We start from the raw sequence: 21154 nt of genomic DNA on the forward strand, positions 1-21154 counted from the left end.
CATGTCATCCCCCGCGCTCAAGACAGCGGAGCGGAACGGCCGCGTGGGCGGCGGTCTGCTCGATCCGAAGCAGCTGCTGAGGTCGCTGCCAGACGCGCTGAAGAAGCTCAACCCGGCCACGCTGTGGCGCAACCCGGTGATGCTCATCGTCGAGGTCGGCGCCGCGTTCACCACCGTGCTGGCGATCCTCGACCCGTCGTTCTTCGCCTGGGCCATCGTGGTCTGGCTCTGGCTGACCGCCGTCTTCGCCAACCTGGCCGAGGCCGTCGCCGAGGGGCGCGGCAAGGCGCAGGCGGCCACGTTGCGCAAGGCCAAGACCGACACCCAGGCCCGCCGTCTCAAGAGCCGCACGTCCACGGACTGGGACGTGGTCGGCGCGCCCGAGCTGCGGCAGGGCGACTTCGTGATCGTCGAGGCCGGGGAGACCATCCCCGGCGACGGCGACGTGGTCGAGGGCATCGCGTCGGTGGACGAGTCGGCCATCACCGGCGAGTCCGCCCCGGTGATCCGCGAGTCCGGCGGCGACCGCTCGGCGGTCACCGGCGGCACCAAGGTGCTGTCCGACCGGATCGTCGTCCAGATCACCCAGAAGCCCGGCGAGAGCTTCATCGACCGCATGATCGCCCTGGTCGAGGGGGCGAACCGGCAGAAGACGCCGAACGAGATCGCCCTCAACATCCTGCTGGCCGCGCTGACGATCATCTTCCTGGTGGCCACCGTCACCATGCAGCCGCTGGCCATCTACTCCAAGCTCACCAACCCGGGCGTGCCGGACTCGCTCGCGCTGAACGCCGACGGCGTCACCGGCGTGGTGCTGGTCTCGCTGCTGGTGTGCCTGATCCCGACCACGATCGGCGCGCTACTGTCGGCGATCGGCATCGCGGGCATGGACCGCCTCGTCCAGCGCAACGTCCTCGCCATGTCCGGCCGCGCGGTCGAGGCCGCCGGGGACGTGTCCACGCTGCTGCTGGACAAGACCGGCACGATCACCCTGGGCAACCGGCAGGCGTCGGAGTTCGTCCCCGTGAACGGCGTCACCGAGGCCGAACTCGCGGAGGCGGCGCAGCTGTCCAGCCTGGCCGACGAGACCCCGGAGGGCCGCTCAATCGTGGTCTTCGCCAAGCAGCGCTACGGCCTGCGCGAGCGGGAGATCCACGGCGCCGAGTGGGTGCAGTTCACCGCCCAGACCCGCATGTCCGGGGTCAACCTGGGCGAGCGGCAGGTCCGCAAGGGCGCGGCGACCGCGGTGATGAAGTGGGTCCGCGACCGGGGCGGCCACCCCACCGACGAGGTCGGGCACATCGTGGACGGCATCTCCGGCTCCGGCGGGACTCCGCTGGTCGTCGCGGAGAAGGGCCGCGTGCTCGGGGTCATCCACCTCAAGGACGTGGTCAAGCAGGGCATGCGCGAACGCTTCGACGAGATGCGCCGCATGGGCATCCGCACCGTCATGATCACCGGCGACAACCCGCTGACCGCCAAGGCCATCGCGGACGAGGCCGGCGTGGACGACTTCCTGGCCGAGGCCACCCCCGAGGACAAGCTGGCCCTGATCAGGAAGGAGCAGCAGGGCGGACGGCTGGTCGCGATGACCGGCGACGGCACCAACGACGCCCCCGCCCTGGCCCAGTCGGACGTCGGCGTGGCGATGAACACCGGCACCTCGGCCGCCAAGGAGGCCGGGAACATGGTGGACCTCGACTCCAACCCGACCAAGCTGATCGAGATCGTCGAGATCGGCAAGCAGCTGCTCATCACCCGCGGCGCGCTGACCACGTTCTCCATCGCCAACGACATCGCGAAGTACTTCGCGATCATCCCGGCCATGTTCGCGGCCGTCTACCCGGGCCTGGACGCCCTGAACGTCATGCGCCTGGCCAGCCCGCAGTCGGCGATCCTGTCCGCGGTCGTGTTCAACGCGCTGGTCATCATCGCGCTGATCCCGCTGGCGCTGCGCGGCGTCCGGCACCGGCCCTCCAGCGCCTCCAAGCTGCTCTCCCGCAACCTCTATGTCTACGGCCTGGGCGGCATCGTCGCGCCGTTCGCCGGCATCAAGATCATCGACCTGTTCATCCAGTTTCTTCCGGGGATGTCGTAATGGACCGTCTACCCAGCTGGCTGCGCCGGCATCTGGCCGCGATCAGGGCCGTGGCCGTCCTGACCGTGCTGCTCGGCCTGATCTATCCGCTGGCCACCACCGGGATCGCGCAGGCGCTGTTCAACGGCAAGGCCAACGGCTCGATCGTGCGGGCCGGCGGCAAGGACGTGGGCAGCGCGATCATCGGCCAGTCCTTCACCGACGCCGACGGCAAGGCGGTCAAGAAGTACTTCCAGTCCCGCCCGTCGGCCGCCGGCGACGGCTACGACCCGACCTCGACCGGGGCCAGCAACCTCGGCCCCGAGGACGTCGTCGACGTGCTGCCGGTGCCGGGCGCCGAGGGCAGGCAGTCGCTGCTGACCCGGGTGTGCGCCCGGTCCAAGGCGGTCGGCGAGCTGGAGGGCGTCAGCGGCGCCCGCCCGTACTGCACCTCCAACGGGGTCGGCGCGGTGCTGAAGGTCTTCCCCGACCGGGCCGTCAGTGTCAACCAGGCCTGCCCGGCCGCCCCCTTCGTCGCCGCCTACCAGGGGCTGAAGGTGGAGTGCGCCAAGCCCGGCGAGGACTACGCCGCCGGCCGGACCGTGCCCGTGCGCGGTGAGGTGAACCGGGTGCCGGTGCCCGCGGACGCGGTGACCGCGAGCGGATCGGGCCTGGACCCGCACATCTCCGTCGCCTACGCCGAGCTCCAGGCTCCCCGGGTGGCCAGGGAACGCGGCCTGGCCCTGGACAGGGTCAAGGCGCTCATCGACGAGAACACGACCGGCCGGGTGCTCGGCTTCATGGGCGAACCCGCCGTCAACGTCCTCGAGCTCAACCTGGCGCTGGATCGGTCGTGAGCCGGGGCCGCCTGCGGGTCTACCTCGGGGCGGCGCCCGGGGTCGGCAAGACGTACGCGATGCTCTGCGAGGGCCGTCGCGGCATGGAACGCGGCCGGGACGTGGTCGTGGGCTTCGTCGAGACCCACGGCCGCGCCCGCACCGCGGCCCTCCTGGAGGGCATGGAGGTGATCCCGCGCAGGACGCTGGTCTATCGCGGGGCCACCTTCACCGAACTGGACGTGGACGCCGTCATCGAGCGCAAGCCGAAGATCGCGCTGATCGACGAGCTGGCCCACACCAACGTGCCCGGCTCCGGGAACGTCAAGCGCTGGCAGGACATCGACGACATCCTGGACGCCGGGATCGACGTCATCTCGACGGTGAACATCCAGCACCTGGAGTCCGTCAACGACGTCGTCCAGGAGATCACCGGAATCCCGCAGCGCGAGACCGTCCCCGACGAGGTGGTGCGCCGCGCCGACCAGGTCGAGCTGGTCGACATGTCGCCGGAGGCGCTGCGCCGCCGCATGGCCCACGGCAACGTGTACATGCCCGAGAAGGTCGACGCCGCCCTGTCGAACTACTTCCGCGTCGGCAACCTCACGGCCCTCCGTGAGCTCGCCCTTCTCTGGGTCGCGGGAAAGGTCGACGACCAGCTCGACCGCTACCGCGCCGAGCACGGCATCGCCACCACCTGGGAGACCCGGGAACGCGTCGTGGTCGCGCTGACCGGCGGCCCGGAAGGCGACACGCTGGTGCGCCGGGCGGCCCGCATCGCCGCCCGCACCAAGGGCGCCGACCTGCTGGCCGTCCACGTCACCAGCGCCGACGGGCTGGCCGGCGGCGACCCGGCCAACCTGGCCCGCCAGCGCACGCTGGTCGAGAGCATGGGCGGCACCTACCACCAGGTCGTCGGCGACGACATCCCCCAGGCGCTGCTCGACTTCGCCCGCGGCGTCAACGCCACCCAGCTCGTCCTCGGAGCGTCGCGGAGAGGCCGCTTCGCGCAGATCTTCTCGCGGGGCGTCGGAGTGGAGACCACGGCCCTGTCCGGCTCCATCGACGTCCACATGATCACCCACGAGGAGGCCAAGCAGGGGCGCAGGCGTCCCGAACGCTCCCGGGCCGCGTTGACCAGGAAGCGCCGCCTGACCGGCTGGGCGCTGGCGGTGGCCGGGATGCCGCTGCTCACGGCCCTGCTCGCGCCGTTCAGGGACGTGCTGTCGCTGCCCAGCGAGATCCTGTTCTTCCTCTGCCTGACCGTCGGGGTCGCGCTGGCCGGTGGCATGTGGCCGGCCGTCACCGCGGCCGTCGGCGGATCGCTGCTGCTCAACTGGTACTTCACGCCGCCGCTCGGCGAGTTCACCATCAACGATCCGGAGAACCTGTTCGCGCTGGTCGTGTTCGTGCTGGTCGCGGCGGCGGTCAGCTCGATCGTGGACCTCGCCGCCCGCCGTACCAGACAGGCCGCCCGCGCGAGCGCGGACGCCGAGGCGCTGTCCACGCTGGCCGGGCACGTGCTGCGCGGCGAGGCGGCGCTGCCGTCGCTGCTCGGCCGCCTGCGCGAGACGTTCGGGCTGGACTCGGTCACCCTGCTCGAACGCCTCGGCGAGCCCACCCCGGACGACCAGTCCGAGCCCGCCGCCTGGCGCATCATCGCCACCACCGGCCAGACCCCGTGCACCAACCCCGGCGCGGCCGACACCGACGTGCAGATCAGCGACCGGCTCGTGCTCGCCGCCCGCGGCCGGCTGCTGGACGCCAGCGACCGGCGGGTGCTGGAGGCGTTCGCCGCCGAAGCCGCCGTCGCGCTGCGGCAGGAACGCCTGGAGGAGGAGGCCGAGCAGGCCAAGCCGCTGGCCGAGGCCGACAAGATGCGCACCGCCCTGCTGGCCGCCGTCAGCCACGACCTGCGCACCCCGCTGGCCGCCGCCAAGGCCTCCGTCGACAGCCTGCGCAGCTCCGACATCGACTGGTCTCCCCAGGACCGCGACGAACTGCTCGACACCGCCCATGAATCGCTGGGCCGCCTCGACCGGCTGGTGGAGAACCTGCTCGACATGAGCCGGCTGCAGGCCGGAGTGCTCGGCCTGTCGCTCCAGCCGGTCGCCCTGGAAGAGGTCGTGCCCCGGGCGATCGACGACCTCGGATCGCTGCGCGACCGCGTCGAGGGCGACATCTCCATCGAACTCCCCGAGATCGTCGCCGACCCCGCCCTGCTGGAGCGCGTCCTGGTCAACCTGATGACCAACGCCGTCCGCTACAGCCCCGCCGGCCGGAAGGTGCTCATCACCGCCAGCTGGCACGACGAGCAGGTGGAGATCCGCGTCATCGACCGCGGTCCCGGCATCCCGCCCGAGGCCCGCGACCGGGTCTTCCAGCCGTTCCAGCGGCTCGGCGACCGCGACAACGGCACGGGCGTCGGCCTCGGGCTCGCGCTCTCCCGCGGCCTGACCGAGGCCATGGGCGGCACGCTCATACCGGAAGAGACACCAGGGGGAGGTCTCACCATGACCGTCCAGATGCCCATCTCATCCCAGGCGGTGACAGTATGACCAAGATCCTCGTCGTCGACGACGAACCGCAGATCCTGCGGGCCCTGCGCATCAACCTGGCCGCCCGCCAGTACGAGGTCGCCGTCGCCGAGAACGGCTCCTCCGCGCTGCGCGAAGCCGCCGAATGGCATCCCGACCTCGTCGTGCTCGACCTCGGCCTGCCCGACATCGACGGCGTCGACGTCATCCACGGCCTGCGCGGCTGGACCCGGATCCCGATCGTGGTGCTGTCCGGCCGGGCCGGGAACCAGGACAAGATCGATGCTCTGGACGCCGGCGCCGACGACTACGTGACGAAACCGTTCAGCATCGAGGAGTTCCTGGCCCGCGTCCGGGCCGTCTCCCGCCGCGCCGCCATCCACGAGGCCGAGCTGGCCAGCATCCAGATCGGCGACCACACGGTGGACCTCGTCGGCAAGACCATCTCGGGTGGCCAGCGGCTCACCCCCACCGAATGGCACATCCTGGAGATCCTGCTGCGCAACCCCGGCAAGCTCATCCCCCAGCGCTACCTGCTGACGGAGGTGTGGGGCAGCAAGCACGTCAAGGAGACCCACTACCTGCGCCAGTACATGGCCCAGTTGCGCAAGAAGCTCGAACGCGACCCGGCCCACCCGGTCCACCTGATCACCGAGCCGGGCATGGGCTACCGCTTCACCCCATGACGCGGCTCGGAGTTGACAACAGGTGATCTCCTGCAACACTCTTTCACTATTCGATTAGAGAAAGGGTGTTGCGGTGATCGAGTTCCACCTCGACCGCGGCTCGGGAGTGTCGACGTACCTCCAGCTCGTCCACCAGGTCAAGCAGGCTCTCAGGCTCGGCACGCTGCGGCCGGGCGACCAGCTGCCCACCGCCCGCGAGGTGGTCGAGAGCCTGGCCATCAACCCCAACACCGTGCTCAAGGCCTACCGCGAGCTGGAGCGGGACGGGCTGGTCGAAGGGCGGCCGGGCATGGGGACATTCGTGCTGCAGAGCGTCGCGGGCGCGACGCTCGTCGCTCACACCCGATTGCGGCGCGACCTGGAGAGGTGGGTACGCGAGGCACGCGAGGCCGGGCTCGACCAGGAGGACCTGAGGGCGCTGGTCACCGTTGTCCTCGCGGACTCCCAGAAGGGCGGCCCAGGGAAGGGCGCGAAGGAAGGGGCGGCGTGAGGCCGGCGCTGGAGACGAACGGGCTGGGTGTGCGGTACCGCCGCTCCTGGGCGTTGCGTGACTGTTCGTTGTCGATCCCGGCCGGGCGCGTGGCCGCGCTCGTGGGACCGAACGGCGCGGGCAAGACCACGCTCATGCACGCCGCCGTCGGCATGCTCAAGCCCACGTGCGGCAGCGTCGTGGTGCACGGTGAGGTGGCGTTCGTGGCCCAGGACAGGCCGCTGACCGAGAGGTTCACCGCCGCCGAGATGCTCGCCTTCGGCCGCCGGGTGAACTCCCGATTCGACGACGGCGCCGCCCGTGACCGGCTCGGCCGGCTGGGCGTGCCGCTGGACCGGAAGGTGGGCGTCCTGTCGGGCGGGCAGCGGGCGCAGGTGGCGATCACGCTGGCGATGGCCCGGCGGCCCGACCTTCTCGTGCTGGACGAGCCGCTGGCCAATCTCGACCCTCTCGCCAGGCATGATGTGATGCGCTCGATCATGGCGGAGGTGGCCGAGCGGGAGCTGACCGTGCTGCTGTCCTCGCACGTGGTCGCCGACATCGAGGAGACCTGTGACTGGCTGGTCATGCTGAACGACGGGCAGGTGCAGGTGAGCGGCGACATCGAGGAGTTACTGGCCGGCCATTACGTCCTCACCGGGTCCACCGAGCCGGCCGGGCCGATGGCGGCCGGGGCCGCGGTCGTGAGCGCGAGCCATGCCGGGAGGCAGGCCGAGCTCCTCGTCAGGGGCGAGCCCGCCCCCGACCCGCGCGGGCAGGCGCGGCGGGCCGGGTTGGCCGATCTCGTCATGGGATATCTGCGCAGCCCCGAGTCGGCGGCGCTGCCCGGCCCGGAGCACGTGATCCGGCGGTAGCGCCCGGACGGGCTGCGATCCCCCTTTTGTGTGACATCCGGACGCCCGGGGGCGACACGTACGGTTCGGCTATGGCACACCCTTCCTGGGCTCCGAGCCGGCGCATGGCCCCGCGTACCCCCTATGAGGAGGTGGTCGCGGACATCTGGCGCGACATCCTCGGCTCTTCGCACCTGAGCGTGTTCGACGACTTCTTCGAGCTGGGCGGGCACTCGCTGCTGGCGCCCAAGGTGGTGGCGCGGATCAGGAAGATCCTGGGTGTGCGGGTCTCGGTGAAGGAGTTCTTCGCCACCCCCACCGTGGCCGGGCTGGCGGCGGTGGTGGCCGCGCGCTCGTCGTCGGAGGGTTCCGCCGTCGAGCCGCGTACGGCTGAGGCCGAGCCGGTGTTGTCGTTCGACCAGGAGCGGTTGTGGCTGGAGAACCAGCTCCGGCCGGGTACCGCCTACAACGTGCACGGGCGGCGGCGGCTGGTGGGGCCGCTCGACGTGGCGGCTATGGAGGCGAGCATCCGCGCGATCCTGGTCCGGCACGAGACGTTGCGTACCCGCTTTCCGACCGTGGACGGGCGGCCGGTCCAGGTGGTGGACGATCTCGGCGCCGGCTGGAGGCTGGAGGTCGCCGAGGGCGCCGATCTCGACGAGGCGCGCCGGCTGGCGGACGAGCAGGCGACCACTCCGTTCGACCTGGCGCGGGGGCCGTTGTTCCGGTGCCTGCTGGTCAAGCTGAGCGACACCGAGCACGTGCTGGCCGTCACGATGCACCACATCGTCTCCGACGCCTGGTCGGTCGGGCTGTTCGTGCGTGAGTTGTCGGCGCTGTACGAGGCCGGCGGCGACGTGGAGCGGGCGGAGCTGGCCGAGCTGCCGATCCAGTACCGGGACTACGCGGTGTGGCAGCGGGCGGCGCTGGCGGGCGAGGCGCTCCAGCGGGAGGTGGGCTACTGGCGCGACCATCTGGCCGACGCGCCACCGCCGCTGGCGTTGCCGCTGGCGCGGCGGTTCTCGCCGGCCAGGGGAGCGCGGGGTGAGCGGCTGCGGTTCGATCTGTCGCCGCAGGAGACCGGTGAGCTGCACGAGTTGTGCCGCAAGCACGGTGTGACGCCGTTCATGGTGCTGCTGGCGAGCCTGGCCACCACGCTGGGCCGCTGGTCCGGGCAGCGGGACGTGGTGATCGGCGTGCCGGTCGCCGGGCGTACGGACGAGGGCACCGATCGGTTGATCGGGTTCTTCGTCAACACGCTGCCGTTCCGGGTGGACCTGTCGGGCGAGCCGACGTTCGCCGACCTGCTGACCCGGGTGCGCCAGGTCGCGCTGGACGGGTACGCGCACTCCGACGCGCCGTTCGACGTGCTGGTGAAGGAGCTGCGGGTGCCACGGGACCCGGGCCGGACACCGCTGTTCCAGGTGCTGCTCAACGTGATCGGGAGTCCGGTGGCGGAGGAGATCACCGGCGTCGCGGTCGAGCCGATGGAGATGCCCGCGCTGGACAGCAAGTTCGATCTCATGATCAGCGCGCAGGAGGTCGGGGAGGCGCTGCAGATCCACCTCGAGTTCAACGCCGAGCGGTACCGGTCGGCGATGATGCAGGTGTTGATGGAGCAGCTGCGGGTGTTCCTGCACGCCGTGGTGGAGGATGCCGGCCGGGGGTTGCTGGACTACCCGCCGGACGCGGCCGGGAAGACGGCCGCCGGTGACTGGCCTGCCGTGGCGCCGCATCTGGCGGTGGACTGGTTCGCGCAGGGGCGGGATCGGGTCGCGGTGATCGACCGGGACGGCGAGCGGAGCTACCGGTGGATCAGCCGCGCGGCCGATCGGGTGGCTCGCGTGGTGTCGGAGCGTGCGGCGTCGCAGATGGAGCACTTCGGGGTGGTACGGCGGGACTCGGCGGCCTTCGTGGCGGCTGTCCTCGGATGCGGGAAGGCAGGCGTGACCTTCTCGGTGATCGAGGAGGCGGGGCCGGTCGCGGCACGGTATCTCGGGGTTTCCACGGTGGTGGACGTGCTCCCGGGCAGCGGGGCGGATGTCGATCTGAGCCCGATCTTCGCCGAAATATCCGACAACGATGGCGAAAGAGTGACCGGAGCCACGGAGGGGCCGGATCCGGAGCGGCCGGTGGACGGGAAGCCGGGTCAGGAAGGGCCGGGCGCACGGCCGGAGGCTGACTGGGCGGTGCGGAGGTTCGGGCTGGAGGAGGATGACCGGTTCGCGGTGTTGTCCGCCCTGCCCGGTCACCTGGTGTCGGCGATGTCCAGCGCGTTCGGCGCCGGAGCGGCGCTGCTGCTGCCGGAGCGCGGCGACCTGTCCCTGCTGAGGGAACACGCGGCCACGGTCGCCTACCTGACCCCGGCGATCCTGCGCGGTCTGGACGCCGCCCGCGAGACGCTCCCGGCGCTCCGCCACGCGTTCGTGGAGAACTCCGGCGACCTGATCTCCCACGACCTGGTGGCGCTGCGCCGCCTGTCGCCCGGGTGCCGGGGTGTCGGCGTCTACCGGGTGGGCCGCGACGGGCGGCCCGTCGCCGTCTATCCGGTCCCGGCCGACTGGCAGCCGCAGAACGCAGGCGTGCGGGTGCCGCTGAGCGGCGGTCCGGCCGACGACCGGGCCGAGCTGCGCCACGCCGGCGATCAGCTCGCCGCCGTGGGCGAGGTGGCCGAGCTCTGCTCCGGCTCCCAGCACTTCGGCGACCTGGCCCGCCGCTGGATCGACGGCACGCTGGAGTTCGTCGGCCGGGCGGACGCCGATCCCGTCGAGACGCTGGCCGCGCTGCGCGACGGTCCGGACATCCGGGACGCGCTGGTGACCGAGCATGTCGCGGCGGACGGCAGGATCGTGCTGGTCTGCTACCTCACCGGCCCCGACCCGGCGCTCGGCACCGTCAAGATCCGCCAGTACCTCCTCACGGTGCTGTCCGACGCCTTGATGCCCGAGCACCTGTTCATCCTGGATGAGCTGCCCCGCACCCGCGACGGCGACTACGACCTCGACGCGCTCCCCGTCCCTGACGACGACAGCGACCCGGTCGACGACTATGCGCCGCCGAGCACGCCGATCGAACACCGTCTCGTCGCGATCTTCGAGGAGCTGCTCAGCGTGGAGCGGGTCGGCGTCCACGACACGTTCTTCGAGCTGAGCGGCTTCTCGCTGCTGGCCACCCAGCTCGCCTCGCGCATCCGTGACACGTTCGGCATCGAGCTGTCGCTGCGGGACGTCTTCGGCTCGCCGACGGTGGAGAGCCTGGCCCAGTTGATCGTCCGCGCTCAGGGAGAGCTGTACGGCGCCGACGACCTCGAAGCGCTGCTGAACGAGATCGAGTCGGCCGGACCGGGAGCTTGAGGACGATGACCCAGGAAACCGAGCACCACACGCCGCTGGGCGCGACGGGCTGGCTGCTGTGGCGCGAATGCGCGCTGCGCAGCACGGGGTTGCCGGCCGCGTGGTTCGCCGAGCTGTGCGACGCCGAGCTGGCCGCCGCGGCGGACCACCTGGATGAGCGCGCTCCGGCCACCCAGCAGCAGTGGGAGAAGGTCTGGGCCGCCGCCACCGACCGGCTGACCGCCGTCATGCGCCGGGCGTCCGCCGATCCCCTGTTCCGCGAGGCGGTGGCCTGGCAGAACCCGCAGGTCGTCCGGGTCTGCCTGGACAAGGTGGCCGCCGGTGAGCCGCGCTCGCACCGCGAGGGCCGCCGCCACGAGCTCACCATCACGACGTACCTGCAGCGCTACTCCCTCAAGAACGACACCGTCGGCTTCTTCGGCCCGCTCGGCTGGGCCCGGATCGGCGCGGATGACACCGGCCTGGAACTGACTCCCGGACCCGGGCTGCTGTCCCGGCGCACCGCCTACTTCGAGGGCTGGGCGATCGACGCCGTGGCGGAGACGCTCGCGGCGCGTCCCGAGGTGTGGCCGTGGCTGCGTCCCAAGACGGACGCGGCGGCGACGCTCACCGGAGGGGTGCTTCGGCTGCCGTTCCGCAAGCCGGTCCCGCTGCGGGCCGCCGAGCTGCGTGTCCTCGGACGCTGCGACGGCCGCCGCACCGTGCGCGACCTCGCGGGCGACCCGCCGGATCCGGCGATCGTCGCCGTCCTGCTGCGGCTGTGCGAGCTCGGCGCGGTGCGCGTCGACCTGAACGGCAAGCTGGTCACCTGGCCCGAGCGGGAGCTGGCCGAGCGCATCGACCTGATCGCCGACGCCGCGGTACGCGCCCGCGCCCGGTCCTCGCTGGACGAGCTGGTCGGCGCGCGTGACGCCGTGTCGGCCGCGGCGGGGGACCCGGAGCGGCTCATGGCGGCTCAGGCTGAGCTGGCCGAGACGTTCGAGCGGATCACCGGCCGGCCGGCCACCCGCCGCTCCGGTGGCGTGTACGCCGGCCGTACCCTCGTCTATGAGGACACCGTCCGCGACCTCGACGTGCGGCTGGGACGGAGGGTGACCGACGCGCTGGCCGCGCCGCTCGGACTGGTGCTGGACAGCGCGAGGTGGCTGACCAATGCCGTCGCCGAGCGCTACGAGGCGAGAGCGCGCGAGTCGTTCGACCGCGAGACGGCCCGCACGGGCTCTGCCACGATGCCGCTGCTGCAACTGCTGACCTCGGTCATGCCGGAGCTGGGCAGGCTCACGCTGACGCCGGGGTCGGAGATCGTGGACGAGGTCGTGGAGGAGTTCCGGCGGCGCTGGCGGCGGGTGATCGGGCTGCCGCCGGAGGAGTTCGGCTCGACGCGGGAGCTCCGGTTCACCGCCGGGGAGCTCGCCGGCCGGGTGGCCGCGGAGTTCGCCACGGGCGCGCCGCGCTGGAGCGCCGCGCACTGGTTCTCGCCGGACCTCATGCTCCTCACCGCCGACGAGGACGCGCTGGCCCGCGGCGACGTGGACTTCGTGCTCGGCGAGCTGCACTGCTCGGCCAACACGCTGGAGAACAAGGTGTTCGTCAACCAGCACCCGGACCCGCGCCGCCTGCACGAGGCCGCCGTCGCCAGCGGCCTGGACGAGCGCGTCGTGGTCGTCCCGCGCGCCGACTCGCCGCTGGCCACCACGCGGATGTCGCGGGCCGACGAGATGATGCTGTCCGGCTACACCTACCTGTGCATCGGCGCCGAGTCGTTCGAGCCGCCACCGGAGTCTCCGCTGGTCTCCGTGCTGGACCTGGTGGTGGAGCGGCGCGGGGAGGACCTCGTCGTGCGGCATCGCTCCGGGCACGGCCGCGAGCACACGTTCACGGAGGCCGCCGGCGACCTGTTCAGCTCGCTGGTCGTCGACGCGTTCAAGCCGTTCGGCGGCGCGGCGCACAGCCCGCGCATCACCGTCGACCGGCTGGTCGTCAACCGCGAGACGTGGACGTTCCCGGCCGCCGACGTGGCCTGGGCCTTCGTCAAGGACGAGCGGCGGCGTTACGTGCAGGGACGACGCTGGCGCGCTCAGTGCGGCCTGCCGGAACGCGGCTTCGTCAGGGTGCCGACCGAGCGCAAGCCGATGGCCGTGGACTTCAGGAGCCTGTCGCTGGTGAACCTGCTCGGCAAGTCCATCCGCCGCAGCGCCGAAACCGGGTCCGGTACGGTCACGATCTCGGAGATGCTGCCGGACATCGACCGCCTGTGGCTGCGCGACGCCCGAGGCGCCCGTTACACCGCCGAGCTGCGCATCGTCGCGATGAAGCGCCCTTAGGGGTACGGCAGGGCAGCCCGGTCGACCTTGCCGGTGGTGGACAGCGGAATCGCCGGCAGGGTCTCGTACCGGGCGGGCACCATGTAGGCGGGCAACACCGTCCCGCACTCGTCCCGCACCAGCTTGGCGTCATAGCCGTCGCCCGCGACCACATAGGCGATCAGGAGATCCCCGAGCGTGCGATCGGCGACCAACCGCACCACCGCGTCCCGGACCCCCGTGCACCCGCGCAACACCGTCTCGATCTCCCCGAGCTCGACGCGCAGCCCGCGCAGCTTCACCTGCCGGTCGGCCCGCCCGAGGTACTGCAACTCGCCGTCACCTGTACGGCGGGCCAGATCCCCCGACCGGTACCAGCGCACGCCGTCCGCGACGACGAACCGCTCGGCCGTCAGATCGTCACGGCCCAGGTACCCCACGCCGACCCCGCCGCCGGACACCCACATCTCGCCGGCCTCGCCGTCCGGCACCGCCGCGCCGTGCGCGTCGCGGAGCACGACGTCCAGATGCGGGAGCGGGCGGCCGATCGGCGAGCGGCCGGGGCCCCGCAACGCGGCCTGGTCGAGCTCCTTGAAGGTGACGTGCACGGTGGTCTCGGTGATCCCGTACATGTTGACCACGACCGGCCTGCCGTCCTCGGGCAGCGCGTCCAGGAAGGCGGCGGTGACGTCCAGGTCCACGGCGTCCCCGCCGAAGATCACATAGCGCAGCGGCAGCGGCGGCCCTCCCGCGTCGGCGTGCGTCTCCACCAGCACGCGGAACACCGGCGGCACCTGGTTGAGCACGCTCACCCCCTCCCGGATCAGCAGGTCCAGGAACTCCACCGGGTCCACGGAGGTCTCGGCGTCCACGATCACCAGGGTCGCGCCCGTGGCCAGCGCACCCCACAGCTCCCACACCGAGAAGTCGAAGTTGATCGAGTGGAACAGCGTCCACCGGTCGTCGGCCCCGACGTCGAACAGCGGCAGCGCGCCGTCGAGCAGGCTCAGCACGTTCGCGTGGGTGAGCACGCAGCCCTTCGGCCGCCCGGTGGAGCCGGAGGTGTAGATCACGTAGGCGAGGTCGCCGGGGGTCAGCGCGGGCAGCCCGTCCGCCGGAGCCGGTTCGTGACCCCAGACCGGCACATCGCCGCCCACCGTGTACCGAATCCCGGATTCGTCCACCATGAGCCGCAGCCGCTCGGCCGGATACCCCGGATCGAGCGGCACGTACGCCGCGCCCGCCAGCATGATCCCGAGCACCGCCACCGGAACGTCGGCCGAGCGGCTCACCCGCAGCCCCACCAGCTCCCCGCGCCGCACACCCCGGCGCACGAGCTCGGCGGCGAGCCCCCGGGCCGCGGCGTCCAGCTCCGCGTAGGTCAGGCGCTCCGCGCCGCAGACGACCGCGATCCGGTACGGCTGCCGCGCGCACACCTCAGCGAACAACGCGGGAAGCGAGTCGTTCACAGGAGCACCCCGTCACCCGTCACCAGCTCCGCCACCGACGTCCCCGGCCGCGCGACGACCGCCCGCAGCAGCGTGAGGTAGCGATCCAGCATCCCGCGCACGGTCGCCGCGTCGAACAGATCCGTGCTGTACTCCAGCAGCACCGTGATCGTCTCCTCACGCGGCCCGGAGCCCGCGTCCTGGAAGCGGTCCTCGGCATGCGGGATGATCACCGCGTTCAGGTCGAACTTGGCCGAGCGGTTGTGCGCGTTCAGCACCTCCAAGCGCACGTCGGGCAGCCGCAGCCGCGGCATCGGCGTGTCGAGGAAGCTGAACATCACCTGGAACAACGGCGTGTGGCTCAGGCTCCGCGCCGGCCGCAGGTGCTGGACGAGCTTCTCGAACGGCATGTCCTGGTGCGCGTACGCCTCCAGGCAGGTGTCACGGACCCGCTCCAGCAGCTCCGGGAACGCCGGGTCCCCGGACAGGTCCACCCGCAGCAGGACGGTGTTGATCATCATGCCGAGCAGGTTCTCCAGCTCGGCCCGCTGCCGGTTGGCGATACCGCTGCCGACGACGATGTCCTGCTGGCGGCTGTCGCCGTACAACAGCATCGCGAACACCGCGAACATGGTCATGAACAGGGTGGCGTCGTGGTCCCGCCCGAGCTCGCGCAGTCGCCGCGCGAGGCCGTCCTCGATGACCAGGACCTCCTCACCGCCGCGCAACGTCGGCTCGGCGGGCCTGGGCCGGTCGGTGGTGAGTCGCAGCAGGGGCGGCGCGCCGTCGAGCCGGCCGCGCCAGAAGTCCAGCAGGGTCGTCAGCCTCTCCCCCGCGATCGCGCGGCGCTGCCAGAGCGCGAAGTCGGCGTACTGGACGGGCAGCTCGGGCAGGCGTGGCTCGCGGCCGGTGGCGTGCGCCTCGTACAGCTCCAGGAAGTCGCGCAGGAACACCCCTTGTGCCCATCCGTCGTGGATCATGTGGTGCTCCACGACGACCAGCACGTACTCCTCGGCCGCCAGCCGGACCAGGGACACGCGCAGCAGCGGGCCTTCCGCCAGGTCGAACGGCTCCTGTCCCGCGGCCAGGATGTAGTCGCGGATCCAGGCGTCGCGCTCGTGCTCGGGCAGCCCGGTCCGGTCGAGCGTGGTCACCGGGATGCCGCGTGGCTCGTGCACGTGCTGCACCGGCTCGCCGTCGAAGTCGGGGAAGGTCGTGCGGAGGATCTCGTGCCTGACCTCCAGGTCGGCCAGCGCCCGGGTGACCGTCTCCAGGTTCACCTTGCCGTACAGGCGCATGGCCCGGGGGACGTTGTAATTGGTGCTGTCCGGCTCGACCTGCTGCAGGAACCAGATGCGTTCCTGGACGAACGACAGGGGCAGCGGCTGGTCCCGCGGGGCGGGCGGCACCGGGCCGGACCGGGTGGGTGCGGCGCCGGGAAGGCGGGCCGCGAGGGCGGCGAGCGTGGGCGACTCGAAGACCGCGCGCAACGGGAGGTCCAGCCCGAGGGTGTCGGCCACGCGGGCCAGCACCTTGGTGGCCTGCAGCGAGTGGCCGCCGAGCGCGAAGAAGTCGTCGTGCCGACCCACCTCCGGCACTCCCAGCACCTCGCGCCAGATCTCCGCCAGCGCGCGCTCCTCCGGCGTCCGCGGTGACTCGGCCGGGCCCTCCCGCACGGGGGCGGGATCGGCCATGGGCAGCCCGGCGTAGTCGATCTTGCCGTTGACGGTCCGGGGAAGCGCGGCCAAGGGGACGTAGTGCGCTGGGACCATGTACCCGGGGAGCACGGCGCGCAGAGACGCGCGCAGTTCCTCGGCGGGCAGGGCAGGCGTCACGTAGGCGATCAGGTGGTCCCGCAGGGTCACCGCCGCGTCGGCGACGCCGGGCAGGCGGCGCAGCGCCGACTCGATCTCGCCGAGCTCGACGCGGTAGCCGTTCAGCTTGATCTGGCGGTCGGCGCGGGCCACGAACGCCAGCGAGCCGTCCGGCAGGTGCCTGACCAGGTCGCCCGTCCGATACAGCCGCCCGCCCGCGGGGCCGAACGGGTCGGCCACGAACCTCTCCGCCGTCAGCGCCGGCCGGTTGAGGTAGCCGTGGGCCAGCCCGATGCCACCCAGATACAGCTCACCCACCACTCCGGCCCGCACCGGCCGGCACGCCTCGTCGAGCACGTAGGCGCGGGTGTTCGCGATCGGACGGCCGATGGGGGCCGCGGCGCCCGTCAGCTCGCCGGACGTGGCCACGATCGTGGCCTCCGTGGGCCCGTAGGTGTTGACCAGCCGCACCCGGTCGCCGGCCCGTCCCCGCCAGGCCGCGACCCGGTCCGGCAGCGCGCGCTCGCCACCGATGACGACGAGCCTCAGGGTTTCCGGCAGTACGGCTGCGCCGTCCTCCAGCGCTCCCACCAGGTCGTGCCAGAACGCGGTCGGCAGATCGAGCACGGTCACCGCCTCCGCCGCGCAGGCCCGCAGGAACCCGGCCGGGTCGGCCAGCATGCGGTCCGTGCGCAGGACCAGGCAGGCGCCTTGAGCCAGGGCGGGGTAGATCTCCTCGGCGCTGGCGTCGAACCCGATCGAGGCGAACTGGAGGATCCGGTCGGCCGGGCTGATCCCGTACATCCCGGCGGCGTGCAGCGTGTGGTTGGTCAGGGCCGCGTGCGGAACCGCCACCCCCTTCGGCGTCCCCGTCGAGCCCGAGGTGTAGATCACGTAGGCCGTGTCGGAGGGCTTCACCCGGGGCGGCGTCGTCGGCTGCCGCCGGATCTCCGGCCGGTCCGCGTCGAGCAGGATCACCGGAGCTTCCGGCAGCTTGTCTCTCAGGGCGCGCTCGCTCAGCACGCCCGTCACGGAGGCGTCGGCGAAGGCGGTGGCGACCCGCTCCGGGGGGTTGAGGGGATCGAGCGGGACATAGGTCGCACCCGCCTTGACGACCGCGAGCAGCGCCTCGATCATGGCCGGGCCCTTGTCCAGATATATCCCCACATATGATCCTGGGGTGACCCCCCTCTCGCCGAGCAGGTGCGCGAGCTGGTTGGCGCGCTCGTCCAGCTCCCGATAGGAGACCCGCTCGCCGCCCGCCACGACGGCCGGCGCGTCCGGCGTCCGGGCGGCCTGCCGTTCGAACAGCTCGGCCACGGTCGTGCTCGTGTCCACGGCGCGATCCGTGGCGTTCCACTCCCGCAGGACCCGCACGCGCTCGGCCCCCGTCGCGGGCAGCAGCGTGCCGAGCCGGGTCTCCGGATCGCCGGCGGCCGCCTCCAGCAGCGTCAGGAAGGTCTCCGCGAACCGCTCCGCCCCCGGGCCGTCGAACACGCTGGTCCGGTATCGGAGCAGGCCGCGGACCTCGCCGTCGATCTCGGACAGCGACACCTCCACGTCGAACACGCTCTCCCGGGGTTCGACCGGCAGCGACTCGGCCACCAGACCGCCGCCGAACGCTCTGCGCACCCCCGCGTGGCCGAGCAGCACCGCGGGGAAGCGCGCCAGGTCGGCGGCGTTCGGCTGGTTGAACACGAACATCGTCTGGAACAGCCCACGGCGCGCGTGCCGCTCGGCCAGGAGCGCGCTGGGCAGGCTCTGGTGCTCGATCGCGCCGATGACCTGGCTTCTGGTCTCCTTCAGCAGGTGCCGGAAGGTGAGCCGTCCGTCGGCGCGGCTTCTGATCGGCACCGGGTTCATGAGGTAGCCGACGATCTCCGCGAAACCCGGTCTGCTGCGGGCGGCCACCGGCGTGCCGACCACGATGTCGTCCTGGCCCGTCAGCCGGTGCAGCAGTGCCTGGAAACCGGCGAGCAGCAGCACGTTCAGCGTGACGCCTTCTGCCGCCGCGCATCGCTTCAGCCTGCCGATCAGCGCGCTGTCGATCGTGAAATGCCGGGCCTGACCGCGGTCCGATGCGTTGTCCGCGTTCCACGACGCGAGCTCCAGCGGAGGAGCGCCTTCGCCGATCCGCCGGCTCCAGTAGCGCTCCAGCTCACGTCCGGCCGGGCCGGAGAGCAGCGCGTCCTGCCACGCGAGCACGTCCATGACGTCCGCGCCGGGCGGTGCGAGCTCGGCGGGCGGGCCGCCCGCCCGTTCCGTGTACAGCGCCGCGAGCTCACGGCCGAGGATCATCGTCGACCAGAAGTCCGTCACGATATGGTGCGCCGTCACCAGGACCACGTGCTCGTCGCTCGCGCGCCGGTACAGGCGCAGCCGCACGAGCGGGCCGGAGGCGAGGTCGAACGGCCGGTGGGCGTCCTCGGCCAGCCGCGCCCGCAGCGCCTCGTCGTCGAGCCCGTCCACCTCGACGTGCTCGAAGGCTCCCGGCAGGTTCGGCAGGGTCACCCGTACGGGCTCGCCGTCCTTGCCGGTGAAGGCCGCCCGCAGCGCGTCGTGCCGGGACACGAGCGCGTCGAAGGCCGCCCGCAGCGCGAGCGGGTCGAGCGGGCCGCTCAGCCGGAACGCCGCCACCGTGGTGTGCGCGGTGCTCTCCGGCGCCAGCTGCTGCAGGAACCACAGGGTGCGCTGGCCGGGGGTGAGCCGCGTCGTCGTCTCGGGTGCCGCCGGTGCCGTGGTGTGCGGGTCGGGTACGGCCTCGCCGTCCGCGGACGCGGCGATCCGGGTGGCGACCTCGGACAGCGCGGCGCCGCTGAGGATGTCGGCGAGAGGCAGGCGCAACCCCAGCTCGGTCTCGACGTCCTGCCGGAGTTGCTGCGCGCCCAGCGAGTCCAGCCCGGCGGCCAGCAGCGGCAGGTCCGGCGTCAGGTCGTCGGCGGGCACGGCGCAGAGGGCGGCGAGCCGGGCACGCAGGTAGTCCTGGACGGCCCCGGCACGCCGGTCGCCGGGCATGGCGAGCAGCGCCTCCCGGGTGAGACCGGCGGCGGACACGTCCGTCGCGTCGGGGTCGCTTTCGCTCCTGCCGATCTCGGGCAGGTCGCCTGCCAGCAGTCGCTGACGGCAGGCGTCACGCCGTACCTTGCCGCTGGTGGTCTTGGGCAGGGCGCCGGCGGGGATGGCCACGACCAGGCCGGCGCTCACCCCGTGCTCCTCCGCCACCCGGTGGCGGATCGAGCGGGAGACGGCGGCGATGTCCACGTCACCGGCGTCCCTGGCGAGCTCGTACACCAGAGCGAGCCGGTCCTCGACGAGGAAGGCGGCGACCCCGCCGGGACGCACGGCCGGATGGGCCCGCTCGGCGGTGGCCTCGAGGTCCTGGGGGTAGTGGTTACGGCCCCGGATGATGATCAGGTCCTTGATCCGGCCGGTGACCACGAGCTCGCCGTCGCGCAGGAAGCCGAGGTCGCCGCTCCGGAGGTAGCCCGGACCAGAGGCGAGCCGCGCCTGGAAGACCTCGCGGCTCAGGTCGGGACGGCCCCAGTAGCCTCCTGCCACGCTGGGGCCGCGTACCCAGATCTCGCCGACCTGACCGGGCGGGCAGGGGCGGCAGGTGCCGGGGTCGACGATCTCGACGCTCTGGTCGGGCGCGCTTCGGCCGCTGCTGACCCGGTCGTCCACGGAGTCGTCCACGCAGTCGTCCACGGGGTCGTTCACGGGGTCGTTCACGGAGGAGGCGAAGCCGCCGGTGACGATGAGCGTGGCCTCGGCGAGGCCGTAACAGGGGAAGAAGGACTCCTTGGCGAAGCCGGCGGGTGCGAAGGCGTCGGCGAAGCGTTCGAGGGTGGCGCGGCGGACGGGTTCGGCGCCGTTGAAGGCGACCCGCCATGAGCTGAGGTCCAGGCGGTCCCGCTCGCTCGCCGTGGTCTTGCGCACGCACAGGTCGTAGGCGAAGTTGGGGCCGCCGCTGACCGTCACGCCCACCCGCGACAGCGTCTCCAGCCAGCTCAGCGGCCGCCGCAGGAAGTCGAGGGGAGACATGAGCCAGACGGGGAAGCCCGCGTAGAGCGGCTGGAGGAGACCGCCGATCAGGCCCATGTCGTGGTAGGGAGGCAGCCAGCTCATGCCGCGGCTGTCCTCGGTGGTGCCGAAGAACTCGTGGATGAGCCGGGAGTTGTGCAGCAGGTTGCCGTGGGAGAGGATCACGCCTTTGGGCTCGGCGGTGGAGCCGGAGGTGTACTGGAGCACGGCGGTGGAGGAGGCGGTCGCCTCGGGCGGCCGCCATTCGGCGGCGTCCGAGGCGGGTGCGTCGGTGGCGATCCAGGCCAGTTGCCCGGGCAGGCTGCCGGCCAGGGGCAGCAGCGGAGTGACCGTGAGCGCCGCGCGAGGGTCGGCGTCCGTGACGGTGGCGAGCAGGCGCGGCAGCGTGCGGTCCAGCCGCAGCGGGTCGGGAGGGAACGTGGGGACGGCGACCACACCGGCGTACAGGCAGCCGAAGAACGCCGAGAGGAAGTCCGCGCCGGGCGGGTAGAGCAGCAGCGCCCGATCACCCTCGGCCAGGCCCGCCCGCCGCAGCCGGACCGCGATCGCGCGGGCCCGGAGGTCCAGCTCGCCGTAGGTGAGGGGGGTTTCGGCACCGTCCTCGGCGAGGAAGACGTGACCGACCTGCTCGGGACGGCGGGCAGCCCGCCACCGGAGCAGCCACGCCAGCGTCTCCACCTCGGCGACCGTGCGAACGTTGGGGAAGTCTCCTCTGGTCACTGGCCCTCTTACCTCC

Annotated in this window: 10 protein-coding genes; 8 read left to right on the forward strand and 2 right to left on the reverse strand. The window is 72.1% G+C overall.

What is annotated here, in order from left to right; genetic code table 11:
- Position 1 precedes the first annotated feature (1 nt).
- The 8 genes from kdpB to ACWDX9_RS19925 all read left to right on the forward strand — a co-directional run bounded on the left by kdpB (position 2) and on the right by ACWDX9_RS19925 (position 13136).
- The gene (gene kdpB, locus ACWDX9_RS19890) at positions 2 to 2098 is read left to right on the forward strand and encodes a potassium-transporting ATPase subunit KdpB (RefSeq protein ID WP_449955833.1); all 2097 of its coding nucleotides are present in this window, start codon (positions 2 to 4) and stop codon (positions 2096 to 2098) included.
- Positions 2098 to 2934: a potassium-transporting ATPase subunit C gene (locus tag ACWDX9_RS19895; protein WP_449955835.1), complete on the forward strand. Its 837-nt coding sequence runs from the start codon at positions 2098 to 2100 to the stop codon at positions 2932 to 2934. The genes kdpB and ACWDX9_RS19895 overlap by 1 nt, the downstream gene beginning before the upstream one ends.
- Positions 2931 to 5471: a DUF4118 domain-containing protein gene (locus tag ACWDX9_RS19900; protein WP_449955837.1), complete on the forward strand. Its 2541-nt coding sequence runs from the start codon at positions 2931 to 2933 to the stop codon at positions 5469 to 5471. Before ACWDX9_RS19895 ends, ACWDX9_RS19900 begins: the two co-directional genes overlap by 4 nt.
- Positions 5468 to 6136 (forward strand): response regulator, encoded by a 669-nt coding sequence (locus ACWDX9_RS19905; protein WP_449955840.1) that lies wholly within the window; start codon positions 5468 to 5470, stop codon positions 6134 to 6136. The genes ACWDX9_RS19900 and ACWDX9_RS19905 overlap by 4 nt, the downstream gene beginning before the upstream one ends.
- A 73-nt stretch (positions 6137 to 6209) precedes the next feature.
- A complete protein-coding gene (locus ACWDX9_RS19910; protein WP_449955841.1) occupies positions 6210 to 6626 on the forward strand; it encodes a GntR family transcriptional regulator in 417 nt (138 codons plus the stop codon).
- Positions 6623 to 7480 carry an ABC transporter ATP-binding protein gene (locus tag ACWDX9_RS19915; RefSeq protein WP_449955843.1) on the forward strand — a complete coding sequence of 286 codons (858 nt, stop codon included), beginning with the start codon at positions 6623 to 6625 and terminating at the stop codon, positions 7478 to 7480. The genes ACWDX9_RS19910 and ACWDX9_RS19915 overlap by 4 nt, the downstream gene beginning before the upstream one ends.
- Before the next feature lie 71 nt (positions 7481 to 7551).
- Positions 7552 to 10812 carry a condensation domain-containing protein gene (locus ACWDX9_RS19920; protein ID WP_449955845.1) on the forward strand — a complete coding sequence of 1087 codons (3261 nt, stop codon included), beginning with the start codon at positions 7552 to 7554 and terminating at the stop codon, positions 10810 to 10812.
- A 5-nt stretch (positions 10813 to 10817) separates the two neighbouring features.
- Positions 10818 to 13136 (forward strand): lantibiotic dehydratase, encoded by a 2319-nt coding sequence (locus ACWDX9_RS19925; RefSeq protein WP_449955847.1) that lies wholly within the window; start codon positions 10818 to 10820, stop codon positions 13134 to 13136.
- Here the strand turns inward: ACWDX9_RS19925 and ACWDX9_RS19930 are convergent.
- Positions 13133 to 14584 (reverse strand): amino acid adenylation domain-containing protein, encoded by a 1452-nt coding sequence (locus ACWDX9_RS19930; RefSeq protein WP_449955849.1) that lies wholly within the window; start codon positions 14582 to 14584, stop codon positions 13133 to 13135. The two genes, ACWDX9_RS19925 and ACWDX9_RS19930, sit on opposite strands and share 4 nt — an antisense overlap.
- Positions 14581 to 21138 (reverse strand): amino acid adenylation domain-containing protein, encoded by a 6558-nt coding sequence (locus ACWDX9_RS19935; protein WP_449955851.1) that lies wholly within the window; start codon positions 21136 to 21138, stop codon positions 14581 to 14583. Before ACWDX9_RS19935 ends, ACWDX9_RS19930 begins: the two co-directional genes overlap by 4 nt.
- Positions 21139 to 21154 lie beyond the last annotated feature (16 nt).

This window comes from Nonomuraea sp. NPDC003201, from assembly GCF_053590415.1.

Coding starts and splice junctions, on each gene's coding strand:
- ACWDX9_RS19905 (WP_449955840.1), top strand. CDS start 5,468: ATGACCAAGATCCTCGTCGTCGACGACGAACCGCAGATCCTGCGGGCC.
- ACWDX9_RS19925 (WP_449955847.1), top strand. CDS start 10,818: ATGACCCAGGAAACCGAGCACCACACGCCGCTGGGCGCGACGGGCTGG.
- kdpB (WP_449955833.1), top strand. CDS start 2: ATGTCATCCCCCGCGCTCAAGACAGCGGAGCGGAACGGCCGCGTGGGC.
- ACWDX9_RS19895 (WP_449955835.1), top strand. CDS start 2,098: ATGGACCGTCTACCCAGCTGGCTGCGCCGGCATCTGGCCGCGATCAGG.
- ACWDX9_RS19920 (WP_449955845.1), top strand. CDS start 7,552: ATGGCACACCCTTCCTGGGCTCCGAGCCGGCGCATGGCCCCGCGTACC.